Source organism: Vibrio sp. 1557 (genome assembly GCF_033340175.1).
Classification (GTDB): domain Bacteria; phylum Pseudomonadota; class Gammaproteobacteria; order Enterobacterales; family Vibrionaceae; genus Vibrio; species Vibrio alginolyticus.
The window spans coordinates 243,248-257,894 of sequence record NZ_JAWOVZ010000003.1; the positions used below are offsets into that span (position 1 = coordinate 243,248).

Here is a 14,647-nt window from a genome sequence, read left to right on the forward strand (position 1 = left end):
ACGCTCCGGCGTCGGTGCGAACCGCTTATTCGTGGAGAATAATTTATGAGTACTGAAACTAAAAAAATGTCGGTGGTGCAGTTAACCATTCTGACGTTCATCAATATGGCTGGCTCCGGTATTATCATGCTGCCAAGTAAACTGGCGCAAGTGGGTACCATTTCAGTGTTGTCTTGGCTGATCACGGCAGCGGGCTCTTTGGCGTTGGCTTATGTGTTTGCAAAATGTGGTCGCTTTAGTAAACGAGACGGCGGTATGAACGGTTACGCGTCTTACGCATTCGGTAAATCGGGTGCGTTTATGGCGGGCTGGACTTACGGTTTGTCGCTCCTTATTGCGAACATTGCGATCGCGATTACTTGTGTGGGTTACGGCTCCGCATTCTTTGAAGTGACCCTATCTCCGGTCGAAACCTGTTTGTACACCATCGCCATTCTTTGGATTTGTACTTTCGCTAACTTCGGTGGCGCGAAAATCACAGGTCAAATTGGTACATTCACCGTGTGGGGCGTAATCCTACCAGTGTGTTCATTGGGTATTGTTGGTTGGTTCTGGTTTAACCCAACCATGTACATTGAAGCTTGGAACCCACACAGCTTGCCATTTGGTGAAGCGGTGAGTGCTTCTATTGCGATGACTCTATGGGCATTCCTTGGTCTTGAATCAGCTTGTGCGAACTCTGAAGCGGTAGAAAACCCAGAGAAGAACGTACCAATCGCAGTGCTAGGCGGTACGCTAATCGCGGCTGTGGTTTACATTGTATCGACAAACATCTGTTCTGGTATCGTTGCAAACTCTGAGCTTGCCGCTTCTACCGCACCATTCTCAACCGTATGGTCTGTGATGCTTGGCTCAGCAGCAGGTAAAGTGGTTGCGGGTATGGCGGTATTGGCTTGTGCGGGCTCTCTATTGGGTTGGCAATTCACTATCGCGTCAGTGTTCAAATCGTCTTCTGATGCGGGCTTCTTCCCTAAATTGTTCTCTCAAGTGGACAAACGCGGCACACCGATCAAAGGTATGATCGCGATTACTATCATCCAATCAGTATTGTCTCTAATGACGATTTCTCCAACGCTGAACGAGCAGTTCGAAGCACTGGTTAACCTAGCGGTAGTAACAAACGTTATTCCTTACATCTTATGTATGGGCGCAATCTTTATTATGCAGCAAGTGGCGCACGTGCCAGAGCGCGAGATGAAAACCACCAACGTTATCGCTCTGATTGGCTCTCTGTACAGCTTCTATGCGCTTTACGGCTCCGGCTACGAAGCGATGATGTGGGGGTCTATCGTAACCTTCCTAGGCTGGAGTGCTTACGGTCTGATTGCTGCGAAGCATGAGCCTTTAGCAAATTAAAAAATAATACAGAAAGAGCCTTCCCAAACGCGGTGTGGAAGGCTCTTTGTTTTTAGGCATTTACGCCAAACCCAAGTCAGCTCAACGTATTTGAGGCTAGACATCCAATGACGTGAAAACTCATTTTCGACATTTGGAGGACGAAAGATGATAAGTCAACCTGTTAAAATCGGTGACGACACCGCCGTAGTCATTCCAAGCGTAATCCTAGCTCAGCTCAGGATAAGGGAAGGAGATACCCTAGAAATCGCACTGAATAAAGACAAAATGGAAATTAAGAAGATGGTGTTGAAAACCAACGCTCCAACTTACTCTGAAGATATTGAGGAGAATTGAGTTAGAGAATCTTGGTTTGTCGGATACACTACTGGTTTCGCAAAACTGGCGCTTGCCGCTGTCTTTGAACTATCGATAACTACAATAAGAGGTAAGGTACTATGCAAGGTATCCTCTCTATACAATCTCATGTTTCTTTTGGTCATGCTGGTAACAGCAGTGCTGTTTTCCCAATGCAACGCATGGGTTTCGAAGTATGGCCGATTCATACCGTTCAATTTTCTAACCACACGCAGTATCAAGAAGGCTGGACTGGGCGAGCGTTTGCGGCTGAAGACATCAGCGAGTTAGTTCGTGGACTTGGTAACATCGGCGCGCTGGAAAAGTGCCAAGCGGTATTGACGGGCTACCAAGGTAGCGCAGAGCAGTGCCTTGCTGTTGAAGGTACCGTGACGAAAGTGAAGCAAGCGAACCCGAACGCACTTTACGTTTGCGACCCTGTGATGGGCGCGCCAGACAAAGGCTGCATTGTGGCTCCGGGCATTGCTGAAAATCTTCTAACGCGTTTGATGCCAATGGCGGACGTGATCGTTCCGAACCAATTCGAGCTAAGTCAATTTGCTGAGATGGAAATCCACTCACTAGACGATGCGATCACCGCATGCCAACGTGCGCTAGAGAAAGGTCCAAAAGTGGTGCTAGTTAAGCACCTTTACTGCCTAGAAAATGGCAGCTTTAACATGCTATTGGCTACGCAAGAAGGTATTTACCTTGCGAAGCGTCCTCAATTTGAGTTTGCTAAACAACCTGTTGGCGTGGGCGATCTTATTTCAGCTATTTTTACCGCGGGACTCTTAAAAGGCTGGTCTCCTAAACAAGCTTTCCAACATTGTCATGACGCGTGCTACGGGGTGTTAAGTGCAACGTATCATGCAGGCGAATGGGAGCTGCAAACTATCGCGGCGCAGCAAGAGTTTGTTGAACCAAGCAAACACTTCCCGATTGAAGAAGTGGCTCTGGTCACCGCATAATTGAGCGCAATTAAACAAAAAAGGGGAGCCATCATCGGCTCCCCTTTCTATTTGTTCTGTCAGTCTTACTGAGCTTTTTGCTGCTCTGATTTACAAACTGCTGCCGTAAAGACAACGTCTGTTGAGCTGTTTAGCGCAGTTTCTGCAGAGTCTTGAATCACACCGATAATGAAGCCAACCGCTACAACCTGCATTGCTACGTCGTTTGAGATACCAAACAGGCCACACGCAAGTGGGATAAGTAGTAGAGAGCCGCCTGCAACACCTGATGCGCCGCATGCAGAAACCGCAGCTACAATACTTAGAAGTAGCGCAGTCAGTAGATCAACTTCGATACCCATAGTGTGCACAGCTGCAAGCGTTAGCGTTGTGATAGTGATTGCAGCACCAGCCATGTTGATGGTCGCACCTAGAGGGATAGATACTGAGTATGTATCCTCGTCCAGTTTTAGCTTCTCACATAGTGCCATGTTTACTGGAATATTCGCCGCACTTGAACGAGTGAAGAACGCTGTTACACCACTTTCACGTAGACAACGGAATACAAGTGGGTAAGGGTTTTGTTTGGTTTTAACGAACACGATCGCCGGGTTTACAACGAGTGCGATGATCATCATTGCGCCAAGAAGAACCGCCAGAAGGTGTGCGTAGCTTGCTAGCGCGCTAAAGCCCGTTGTCGCAAACGTTGAAGCAACCAAGCCAAAGATACCAAATGGTGCAAGACGAATGATAAAGCGCACAATGTGAGACACGCTGTGGCTTAGATCTTCAAATACGGCCTTCGTTGTTGCCGATGCGTGGTGTAGTGCAAGACCCAGACCCACACCCCAAGCAAGAATGCCGATGTAGTTTGCTTCTACTAGTGCATTTACTGGGTTGTCGACCAGTTTAAACAACAATGTGCGTAGAATTTCAGCAATACCTTGAGGAGGCGTTGCACCTTCAGCGCCGGTGACAAGCGTTAAATTGGTCGGGAAAAGGAAGCTTAGAACCACTGCTGATAGCGCCGCGAAGAATGTACCCATCAGGTACAGTACAACGATTGGGCGCATGTAAGTGTGTTGGTTTTTCTTTTGGTTTGCAATTGAAGCGGCAACCAAAATAAACACAAGAATTGGCGCGATCGCTTTAAGCGCACCGACAAAAAGGCTACCAATTAATCCCGCGCTTTCGGCATGGCTTGGAGAAATTGTCGCGAGCAAAATACCAAAGACGATACCGACAAGGATCTGGACGACGAGGTTACCACGAGCATATCGGGCAACGAGGCTGTTGTGTTGCATACATCATTCCTGCAATTTTATGCCAGAGTGGCAGGGCAATAGTCCATCATTACACGGCGATAATGCCCTTGTATTGCAAGGGGTGAGCATTGCTTCTGGTCACTAAGACACATGATTATCAATTATCCTGTTTTTATAAATTCAGCCATTTTCTTGCTGAATATCACATATCTTAGCTTGGTAATATTTTGTGTCTAGTTTTAGTTTGTTTTTGGATTAAATGTTTGCTCAATGTTATTTAAATAAGATTTTTATGTTGAAAATTATCATTAGTTATGAGTAATGGTTTTTAATAAAGTTGTTAAAAAGGAGACTTTCGTCTCCTTTGATTTTATTGACAACTCAAACGCAACAAATTAATAACTTTGTTGGCGCCTGCGCTTATCACTCATGGCATTTCGAGTGAGTTTCCCGAACTGTCGACTTTGAGCTCGTTGCTCTGCCAAAGTCGCACCGTTAAAGGCTTGTTCTCGCAATAGTTTTTGATAGTTATTGAAACGACGAACTTCCAGTTTGCCATTTTCAATCGCAGTTTGAATTGCGCAACCCGGCTCAGTTTGATGCTGGCAATCACCAAAGCGACAACGCTGAGCGAGAGCCTCAATATCAGAAAATGCCTCACTGACCCCCGATTCACAATCTGCTAGTTGAAGCTCGCGCATTCCCGGAGTATCAATCAAGATGCCGCCATCAGGTAATAGATGGATAGAGCGCGATGTAGTTGTATGTCGCCCTTTGCTATCGTCTTCACGAATATGCCCAGTTGCCTGTTCTTGTTGCCCGAGTAATGCATTAACAAGAGTTGATTTGCCAACGCCTGAAGAACCGATAAAAGCGAGGGTTTGTCCTTCTTTGCACCAGGTCATGAGTTTAGAAGCACTCTCTATTTCTAAGCCGTTGACTGTCTCTATCGCTAATAGAGGGTCGAGCTTCTGTACTTGGCTTTTTAGTTCATCAGTATTGTCACACAAATCGGCTTTGGAAAGCACGATGACGGGTTCGACTTCGGCTTCATGAGCCAAGGCAAGATAACGTTCAATACGACTTAAATTGAAGTCGTCGTTAAGGGAACAGACGATAAACACTGTATCCACATTGGCTGCGATGAGTTGCTCTGCCACTTTGCTGCCAGCGGCTTTGCGGCTAAAGAGGCTCAAGCGATCCAGTAGGCGAACAAATTGCTGATCTTCATTTAAGATTACCCAGTCTCCGACGGTCATATTGGGTAAAGAATGGTGGGCATTAAGATGAACTTGCCCAGTTTCTGTTGCCAATAAATAACCACTTCGGTGATGCGCAATTACACGAGCAAAGATAGTGTTGTCGTAATCGTCTAATGTCAGTTGTTGCTGAAAAAATGGTTTCCAACCCAATTGTTTTAGAGGGTTTGAAGTTGAAACTAATGTGTCACAAAAAGTATGTGTTTGATTCATCATTGAATTATCCCAGACGCAACAAAGCGCCTTAATACAAATCGCATTAGGGTCTAATTCGGATAGAGTTGACCCCGGTGAAGACCGGGCAGAGAAGGGGAGTTGTGGCTATGCCACAGAGTTGGTGCTGTTAGGGTTACCCTTGCGATGCCCAGTTAGTGTTATTCAATACAATCATCTTGTGTCCTCTTCGTTGGTTAATAAATAAGTGAGTTAATTAAGCCAAAAGAGTATAGCCGCCGTTTTTTAAAGAGGGTAGCTATACTGCAAAAATATTAACTTTGTTTTGTGATGCGCTCTTCCATAATTTGCGAATACGTGTTGGCTTTTAAGCCGTATATGATTTGGACATGACGATCATCCAATATCACGACGCCATGCGCGCCATGATTTTTGAGTGCGTTCTTATCGATGACGGACGTCGCTCTGAGGGTAAGACGCAGCCGAGTCGCACATGCACCAGTTTCTAGCAGGTTCTCTATGCCCCCAATGGCGTCAATGATCGTATCGACGTCTTGTTCGACATTGGGGTTGGTATGAGTTAGGAAATTGAAAAATTGCTTCAGCGCTGACTTAACCGTCATTTGAAGAGCCTTCGGTCGTTAGTTTTGAAATGGCTTCAACAATCGGTGCCGGCGAGAGCGTATGCGGTACTTTAGTGATTAACGTGCCATCCGGCTTCAAGAAGTAAAAGTAAGAGCTATGATCCAGCGTGTACTTTAGTTCCGAGCCTTCCAATTCTGTCTTGCGGAAAATGACACCATAGTTGTGTGCCAAAGGTGTCGTTACATCAAGTGGTGCCGATAGGCCTTCAATCATTGGATGGAAGTAATGGGCATATTTTGCTGATGCATCGGCCTCATCACGCTCTGGGTCTAAAGAAATGAACATCGGGCGTAGTTGTGCTTTTTGCGCGTCGTCAATTTGATTCAGTGCTCCTGCCAGCATTGCAAGAGAAGTTGGGCAAACGTCTGGGCAGCGAGTAAAGCCAAAATAGACGACTCGGATGCGAGGGTCATTCACATCGAAGATATTGATGGCTTGGTTATTTTCCCCAAACAATACTGTTTGTTGAGAGGTGGAACTGTCCACTTGCTCTGGCTTCGTTTTCTGATTATCTAAATAGCTCTTTACGCCAAACCCGAGTGCGAAAGCAGCTACGAGAAATAGGGACCAATTGCGGCTCATAACGATTCCTTATCTTTGCATTTTTATAGCAGGGTAAACGGTATTCTCTCCATCACTGAGTTCACCAACCCAAGTCATTGCATCCTCCGTGCAAACTGGGAGAATGATGTCACCTTGATATTGGCCAGGAGCGATTTGCTTCAGCAAAAACTTAGGCTCACCCATCTCCATTTCTCTTCCTGAAAGACTTAGGATGAGTTGCTTAGCATCGCTTGTATGCCACTCAACATTTAGAGTGGTAGGAACCAAGGGTTGAGCAGTTTCTGAGTTTAGCGTCATCGTAACATTTTCTTGGACGCAAGAGGTTGTAGAGAGAAAGCAGTATTCATCTATTGACTTGCTTTGAGTGGAAGAAGAAAAGTTTTTTATTAGAGTCGGGGCATAAAATCCCGCAACTAATGCGGCTGAAACAGCGGCGATTTGTAACAGTTTCATTAAGGTTCAGCATTTATCACTTAACATTACGAGCATCGTAGCACAGATGCGCCGCTCGCCAACTCGTGACCTCGGTAAATTGTGCGTTATACCTCGGTGACCAGCTTCTTAGTAACGCGACGGACTTTATTGCATCAAATACAGCAGAGTTTTCAATTGAGATGTTTTGCCCTTAGCCAATAGATAAAAACGGAGCCAATTGGCTCCGTTTTTATTTGGTTCAGTATGTGTTTGATACCAAAGTTATTTATCTGAATCTGCGAATTTCTCTAGACCCAAAACCAGAGCAATGGCTGCAAGCATCATCACGACAGCAAGTACTAACTGAGAAGGTTGTGATGTCACGTGTTCAAATTCAAATGGTGATAGGTTGTGCTGTAGCAATGGCACTTGTTCGCCCTTCGAATTGGTGCGCCAAGTGATGGTTTCTTTCCATGGCCAAATCTTTGGCAACGTACCAATCATTAATCCAGTCAAAAACATCAGGGTGAAATCACGGAACTTGCGTAGTAACCACGACAATAAGTGAGAGAAGGACAGTAAACCGAGCGCGCAGCCAGACAAAAATAGCGCTAATGTATCGACTTGAAAACCTTTCACTGCGGCTAATACAGGAGCATACATGCCAATCAGCAGCAAAATAAAACTGCCAGAGATACCCGGCAAGATCATTGCACAAATCGCGATAGCTCCAGCGAATAAGGTGTTAATGGCCGTTGGTTCCATGTGTAAAGGTTTGAGCACAGTAATACTATAAGCAAACCCGACACCAACGAGCAGAATGACAAAGCGGACAAGATCGCGTTGCTCAACCTGACGAATAATGTGATACACAGAGACCAAAATTAGACCAAAGAAAAATGACCAAAGTGGGATCGGGTGTGTGTCAAGAAGCCAAGTAATCAACTTTGCTAGCGTTGCAATACTGGTGAAAATGCCGGCAAACAGAGCGATAAGGAAGAATCCGTTGATGTGATTAAACACGGCTTTAACCCCTTCTTTTCGCCAGATAGAGAAAAGTGAGGGGTTAATGCGTCGAATGCTTTCAAGCAGCGTATCGTAAATACCAGTGATAAACGCGATGGTGCCGCCAGATACACCAGGTACAACATCTGCTGCACCCATGGCGATTCCCTTGAAGAAAGTAATTAAGTAGTTCATTGCTCTAATGCTAAGTCGTTTCGATGGCAGAGAGTATACAAACATTGCGATGAAAAAAGTATGAAATAGTGCTGTAACTACTTGGTTTTATATCCAATCTATTGCCTATCTTTATTACCCGCCAAGAGACAATGTCGCCGTAACGAGCTTTTAATGCTTGGTTTACATTTTTGAGATGATTAACTCTACTATCAATTATCAGTCTTGGTTGCATTATGCAATTGCAATTTGCATTACAAAGTTGCATTTTGATAATTTGCGCGTGAATAAATCCAGCTTATATGAGATCTTGTGCCCAAAAATAAGTCTTTGCATTTTGGCATGATTAATGCATAATACTGCTCGACCCTTCTTAAGCCGAGGGTCACCTAGCCAACTGACGTTGTTAGTGAATACAATTTGTTCACACTAAATATAAGCCAATCGCGATTATTGCGGTTGGCTATTTTTTTATATGAACAACGTTACTTACGTGCTTTGCAAATTGCACTTCTCTTACTGTCAGTCATAAAAAAGGGCTGACGTGTTACGCCAACCCTTGTGTTTTACTTTACGTTTTAACCCGTTTATCTAGCAGTTCAGTATCCCATTAACTGTAGCAAATTTTCAGCTGTCACAATGGCTTCTTTACGATTAGCAATATTAAGCTTTTGGTACAGGTTGCGAATGTGGGTTTTAATTGTCGTACCTGCCACATCCAGCTCTTGTGCGATTTGCTCGTTACTAAAGCCTGAATAAATCAGTCCCAGAACCTGCCATTCGCGTTGTGTTAATGGGCTGGTACGTACTAGCTCTGGCACATTAGGGTGATTCACCAACTTTTCAATAAAGTCTTCATCAAAGTGAATCGACCGGCTACGTTGATTCGATGAAATGTCCTTCATTAACTGTTGAGCACGGTGACGCTCAAGATCGCCCAGTTCATGGCGGAGGCTCAACTTCTCCAGCAGACCGCCAATGGTTGCACCATCAATCAGGAAGTTTCCGACCATGCCAGTTTGGTTCGTCATTACTAATGCTTCTTTTAACAGAGCCTTGGCTTGCTCCTCATCTTTTTGGCGAGCAGAAAGGACCGCTTCAACCACTAAGTTGCGATTAGTATCTGTGATTAGGTTAGTGCGACGAGCTTCACCTTGGAGAAAATCTAACGCAGCACGAGCGTCGGTATATTGGCCTAAATTAATGTGGGCGCGAGCAATGTTACGCCATTGCAATTGAGAAAAGTGGTTGCATGCCGATTCAGGACGAACCGCAGTGTTGAGCCATTCTTGCATTGCATCGGTATTCCCGCGCGCTTGCCAAAATAGAATCAACGATAGTGAAGCGTTTGCAGTCCAATCTACGTGATAAGTCGACTGTTTCATCAAGTGCTGTATATGCTCAATGAATTTACCTGCTTTGTCTAATTCACCGCGTCCAATCGCAATACGCGCCAACATCGAATAGCTATGTAAGTGCTTGCTTGGTGAATGGTTTTCGAGAATTTGCAGACCTTTGTACGCGCATTCTTCCGCTTCATCAAGTCGGTTCCAGCACCAAAGTACTTGCGCGCGAATACGCAGCAAAAATTCATGAAGAGGAACATGCTGAAGCTGCTGATCTTCAATCAGACGAAATGCGGAATCTTGTAGTTCAAAGGCAGCTTGCACGTAACCTTGTGCAATTAAAATCTCGCTTTGCTGCAATATTGCCCATAACGCTTGGTGATATACCTGATACTGACGAGCTAGCTTTTCAGTTTGTTGCATCATCGGCAAAGCACGGTCTAGTTTACCTAGCACGTGGTTAACTTCACCAACAACCGAAGTCGCCACAATTCGGCTACGGTAAATTGTGTTATCAAGTTGGCTAAGCGCTAGCTCCGCTAATTCGAGAGCTTTTTCTGGTTGGTTACTGTTGATAGCCACTTGAGCAAGCAACGCGTTTGCTTGACCTTGATAATGAATATCTAACGCAATGTTACGCTTTTTGTGTTCCTCTTCCGCTTCTTCAAGCAGGTGGCCCACTTGGTTATAACGATGCTGACTTTGAGCCAACCATGCTCGGAGCATCGTAAGTTTTGGGTGGCTGAACAACAGATCATCGTCCAACTTGTTAATTGAGCTTTCCAGTGTGCTGAGTTCGCCTTGGTTAAACATCTTCCAGCCGAATTCGTTTAGGATCTCTACCACTAAGTCCTTATCATTCGATTTTTGTGCATGATGAATCGCTTGGTGTGGTGCTTTTTGTTGTAACCAAGCGATAGCAGCATTGCGGTGGAGATCTTTTTCTTGCTGAGGAATACGAGCTTGGCGCTCATGCGATAAAAACTCGCCAAATAAGTTATGGAACCGGAACCAGTTCTGTTCCCCTTCGAGCGGATAAATGAATAAGCCGTAACGGTTAAGCGATTCAATCATTCCCAGTGCATCTTCGCGTTGGGTAAGGGCAAACACTAGCTCATCATTGAAGTGGTCAAGCACGGATACTTGCATTAAAAAGTGACGAGTTTCGTGATCGAGTAAGTCAAACACTTCTTCGACCAAGTAATCCCACAAATGCGCGTGATTGAACTGCGATACCGACTCTACAGTTTGCGCCAATGTGCGGTTTTGATGTTGGGCTTGTAATGCGATCAACTGCATCGCCGATGGCCAACCTTCAACATAGGTTCTTAGGCTGTTCGCCATGTCTTCATCAATACCATCGGCGATACGCTGGTTAAAGAAGCGAGTGGTTTCTTCGGTATCAAACGCCAACATCTCGTTGCCAATTTCGATCATTAAATCACGAACACGTAAGTTTGCAGTGCCTAGAGGCGGCGCTGCACGACTGGTTACCACAACGGTGAGGTTGTCTGGCATGTGCTTTAAAAAGAAACGCATGGATTCATGGATTTCATCATTCGTGATTAAATGGTAGTCATCAAGCACCACGTAGCACTCTTGATGAAAGTCAGCCATTTCTGCGAATACTTCGCTAAATAGGGAGCGTAAAGACGAGATCTGACGTTTTTCCGCCAGTTTTTGTGCGTTAGCGCAACTGAAGTTGGTGGCTTTGTTTAATGCTTGAAGCAGATAGTTTACAAAGCGAAAGCCGTCGTTATCGCTGTCATCAATGCTGTACCAACCGACGTTTGGCTTATCGGATAGCCACTGCGCTGCCATTGTTGTTTTTCCGTAACCTGCTGGGGATCGGAATAAAACCAATTTGTAGTAAGGCGCTTGCTGTAGTAAGTCCAACACTCGTGGGCGCACGATGGCATTGTGCAGGCGTCCTGGTCGAGTAAGCTTAGATGGAATCCACATTAGTAGTTATGTCCTTATTTATGTATACCCAAATGACAGCAACGTGATCATTCTAGTAAAGCCCCCTTGAAAGCCGTCTTACTGAATGATGCCATCAGCATCAAAAACACTGTTTGAATACCGGATAATGTCGCTACTATTGGGGCTTGCGTCCGTCTGAAAAACCATTCCATACGGTCACTTAAATATAAAAGCTAGCGAAAACTAGAAATAACTCACATCGCCTAATTCTAGTTTGTATAAAAAGCGTACAATCCTGTGAGCTGAGAGGGATGTTACGACATCAGAAATGTTCGTTACTTTGATCCACTTCCTAATTCTCAAGGGTTGATGGATTTACCATCAACTACGCCCTTTATTTGTGATTGTCGTCACTTAAATATCGTTTGTTTCGTTAGCGTTAAGATCGCGTTGCACATAGATTACGAAAAGTTCTTCTACGCTGACCGAGTTAATGTGACCGATATTACAATTTTCACATCATCAGATGAGTGGACTATAAAAAGCGTCATGAACGGGTTTTAACCTTTCTCACATTCCATTGTGATCAAAATCACTAAGAACTGGTGCAAAGTTCACTTTGTTGAGATTTGGATCACTAACCTAGCAATGGTACCCCCTCTACGCCCTCAGCCCTCCTCCTTCAAAGGATGAGAATTAGGAGGATGTTTATTCACAGAGGTAAATGCACGATGTATGGCAGATGAATTACCAAAAGACGTGAGAATTTCGTAATGAAACCTACTCAACAAAAACAATTTGACAAGAAGTCGTTCCAAGAAAGCGTAAAGAAACACCTATCTGTAACTTACGCTCATACGATTGAAAACGCAGACAGCCGAGCATGGTACCTAGCAATGGGGCATGCTCTGGCTGAATTTACTACTCTAGATTTGCTTGCGACAGAAGAAGATCCGCGCATTAAAAGTGCGAAGAGCGTTAACTACCTTTCGCTAGAATTCCTTATCGGTCGTTTGACTGGTAACAACCTAATCAGCATGGGTCTGTACGAACAAGTAACAGAAGCAATGGCTGAACTAGGTTACAACCTAACTGATCTGCTAGAAGAAGAGCGCGACCCATCATTGGGTAACGGTGGCCTTGGTCGTCTGGCTGCGTGTTTCATGGATTCATGTGCGGCACAAGAATTCCCAACTGTCGGCTATGGTTTACATTACGAATACGGTCTATTTAAACAGTCATTCAAAGATGGTCGCCAGCAAGAAGCACCTGACGCATGGCGCGGTGTAGAGGGCTACCCCTGGGAAATTGCGCGTCCAGAACTTGCGCAAGAGATCGGTTTCTACGGTCACGTTGAAGTGATTAACGAGAACGGTAAAGAAGTTCGCAAATGGGTACCAGGCATGACAGTAAGAGCAATGCCTTGGGATCTGCCAATTGTGGGTTACGAATCAGACACGGTTTACCCGCTACGTCTTTGGGAATGTCAGGCGATTGCACCATTCTCACTAGCAAGCTTTAACAATGGTGATTACTTCGAAGCTCAGCACGCACTGATCGACGCAGGTAACATCACTAAAGTGCTTTACCCGAATGACAACCACGAGAAAGGTAAAACACTGCGTCTAATGCAGCAGTACTTCCACTCAGCAGCGTCTGTACGTGACATCCTACGTCGCCACGAAGCTGCGGGCTACTCGCTAGCGGATCTACCTAAGCAAGAGACTATCCAGCTTAACGATACACACCCAACGATTGCGATTCCTGAACTAATGCGCATCCTGATGGATGAAAAAGGTTTAGCTTGGGAAGCGGCTTGGGAAATCAGCTCTAAGACATTTGCGTACACCAACCACACGCTACTTCCAGAAGCACTAGAGACATGGCCAGAGTCGCTAATCCAGCACCTGCTACCACGTCACATGGAGATCATTTACGAGATCAACCACCGCTTCCTACAAGACGTACGTGCAATGTGGCCGGGTGATGTCGCGAAGCAACAGAAGCTTTCTATCATCGAAGAAGGTTTCCACCGCATGGTTCGCATGGCAAACCTATGTGTAATCGGCTCTTACGCAGTAAACGGTGTAGCAGCACTTCACTCTGAATTGGTTAAGAAAGACCTATTCCCAGAGTTCCACGAAATGTACCCGACACGTCTACACAACGTAACGAACGGTATTACGCCACGTCGCTGGTTGAAGTTCTGTAACCCAGGTCTGTCTCAGCTTATCACTGAGAAAGTCGGCCCAGAATGGCCAGCGAAACTAGAGCAACTTGAAGGTATTGCGAAGTACGCTACTGACGCGACATTCCAAAAAGAATTCATGGCAGTGAAGAAAGAGAACAAAGAACGCCTAGCAACTTGGGTGAAAGAGAACATGGGTATCGAGCTCGATACTAATGCAATCTTCGATGTTCAAATCAAGCGTCTGCACGAGTACAAACGTCAGCATCTAGACTTGCTACACGTACTGTCTCTGTACCACCGTATTCTTAATGAACCAGGTTTTGAGTGTACGCCACGCGTTGTGTTCTTCGCAGCAAAAGCAGCACCGGGTTACCACCTAGCGAAAGAAATCATCTTCGCAATCAATAAGATTGCAGACAAGGTGAACAACGATCCTCGCATCGGTAACAAGCTGAAAGTGGTATTCATCCCTGACTACCGCGTGAGCATGGCTGAAATCATTATCCCTGCGGCTGACGTTTCTCAACAAATCTCGCTAGCGGGTAAAGAAGCATCAGGTACAGGTAACATGAAGATGGCGCTAAACGGTGCGCTAACTATCGGTACAATGGATGGTGCAAACGTTGAGATTCGTGAGGAAGTAGGCGATGAGAACATCTATATCTTCGGTCTAGATGTTGAAGGTGTGAAAGCGCTGAAAGCTCAAGGTTATAACCCATTTGATTACTACAATGCGGATCACTTACTCAAAGCGTCCATGGACCTACTACTGGGTGAAGAATTCACTCCAGGTCAACCGGGCCTACTACGTGCAACGTACGATAGCCTGCTGGATGGCGGTGACCCATACCTATGTCTTGCGGACTTCGCATCGTATGTGAAAGCGCACGAAGACATGAGCGAACAATATAAAGATCAAGCTGGCTGGGCGAAGAAGGCCATTCTTAATACCGCCCTTGTTGGCAAGTTCACGTCAGACCGCTCAATCCGAGACTACGTGAACAATATCTGGAAACTTGAAGCGGTGAAACGCTAATAGAACCTA

General features: G+C 45.3%; 11 protein-coding genes. 4 read left to right on the forward strand and 7 right to left on the reverse strand.

The features are described 5' to 3' along the window. Positions 1 to 45 precede the first annotated feature (45 nt). The 3 genes from potE (at position 46) to pdxY (ending at position 2,663) form a co-directional block, all read left to right on the forward strand. The gene (potE, locus tag R7070_RS06775) at positions 46 to 1,356 is read left to right on the forward strand and encodes a putrescine-ornithine antiporter (RefSeq protein ID WP_042522196.1); all 1,311 of its coding nucleotides are present in this window, start codon (positions 46 to 48) and stop codon (positions 1,354 to 1,356) included. Positions 1,357 to 1,503: 147 nt separating this feature from the next. Next, a complete protein-coding gene (locus R7070_RS06780; protein ID WP_042522194.1) occupies positions 1,504 to 1,692 on the forward strand; it encodes an AbrB/MazE/SpoVT family DNA-binding domain-containing protein in 189 nt (62 codons plus the stop codon). A gap of 101 nt (positions 1,693 to 1,793) precedes the next feature. After that, entirely contained in the window at positions 1,794 to 2,663 is an 870-nt protein-coding gene (pdxY, locus tag R7070_RS06785; RefSeq protein WP_213869933.1) for a pyridoxal kinase PdxY, read from the forward strand. 65 nt (positions 2,664 to 2,728) lie between these two features. Here pdxY and sstT read toward each other — a convergent pair whose 3' ends face one another. The 7 genes from sstT to malT form a co-directional block, all read right to left on the reverse strand. Next, on the reverse strand, positions 2,729 to 3,946 hold the full coding sequence (gene sstT, locus R7070_RS06790) for a serine/threonine transporter SstT (RefSeq protein WP_005374821.1): 1,218 nt from the start codon (positions 3,944 to 3,946) through the stop codon (positions 2,729 to 2,731). 356 nt (positions 3,947 to 4,302) lie between these two features. Continuing rightward, complete coding sequence (gene rsgA / locus R7070_RS06795; RefSeq protein WP_054574875.1) at positions 4,303 to 5,379, reverse strand: ribosome small subunit-dependent GTPase A; 1,077 nt, start codon at positions 5,377 to 5,379, stop codon at positions 4,303 to 4,305. A gap of 275 nt (positions 5,380 to 5,654) precedes the next feature. Further along, positions 5,655 to 5,963, reverse strand: coding sequence for a PTS transporter subunit EIIB (locus R7070_RS06800; RefSeq protein ID WP_017634466.1), 309 nt, complete (start codon positions 5,961 to 5,963; stop codon positions 5,655 to 5,657). Next, a complete protein-coding gene (locus R7070_RS06805) occupies positions 5,953 to 6,567 on the reverse strand; it encodes an SCO family protein (protein WP_017634465.1) in 615 nt (204 codons plus the stop codon). The genes R7070_RS06800 and R7070_RS06805 overlap by 11 nt, the downstream gene beginning before the upstream one ends. A 9-nt stretch (positions 6,568 to 6,576) precedes the next feature. Further along, a complete protein-coding gene (locus R7070_RS06810) occupies positions 6,577 to 7,002 on the reverse strand; it encodes a hypothetical protein (RefSeq protein WP_017634464.1) in 426 nt (141 codons plus the stop codon). A gap of 243 nt (positions 7,003 to 7,245) precedes the next feature. After that, positions 7,246 to 8,163: a DUF368 domain-containing protein gene (locus R7070_RS06815; RefSeq protein WP_318141171.1), complete on the reverse strand. Its 918-nt coding sequence runs from the start codon at positions 8,161 to 8,163 to the stop codon at positions 7,246 to 7,248. Positions 8,164 to 8,741: 578 nt separating this feature from the next. Further along, complete coding sequence (gene malT, locus R7070_RS06820) at positions 8,742 to 11,450, reverse strand: HTH-type transcriptional regulator MalT (RefSeq protein ID WP_005374834.1); 2,709 nt, start codon at positions 11,448 to 11,450, stop codon at positions 8,742 to 8,744. Between the two features lie 734 nt (positions 11,451 to 12,184). On the opposite strand from malT, the gene R7070_RS06825 reads away from it, so the two are divergent. Next, a complete protein-coding gene (locus tag R7070_RS06825; RefSeq protein WP_005374836.1) occupies positions 12,185 to 14,638 on the forward strand; it encodes a glycogen/starch/alpha-glucan phosphorylase in 2,454 nt (817 codons plus the stop codon). Positions 14,639 to 14,647 lie beyond the last annotated feature (9 nt).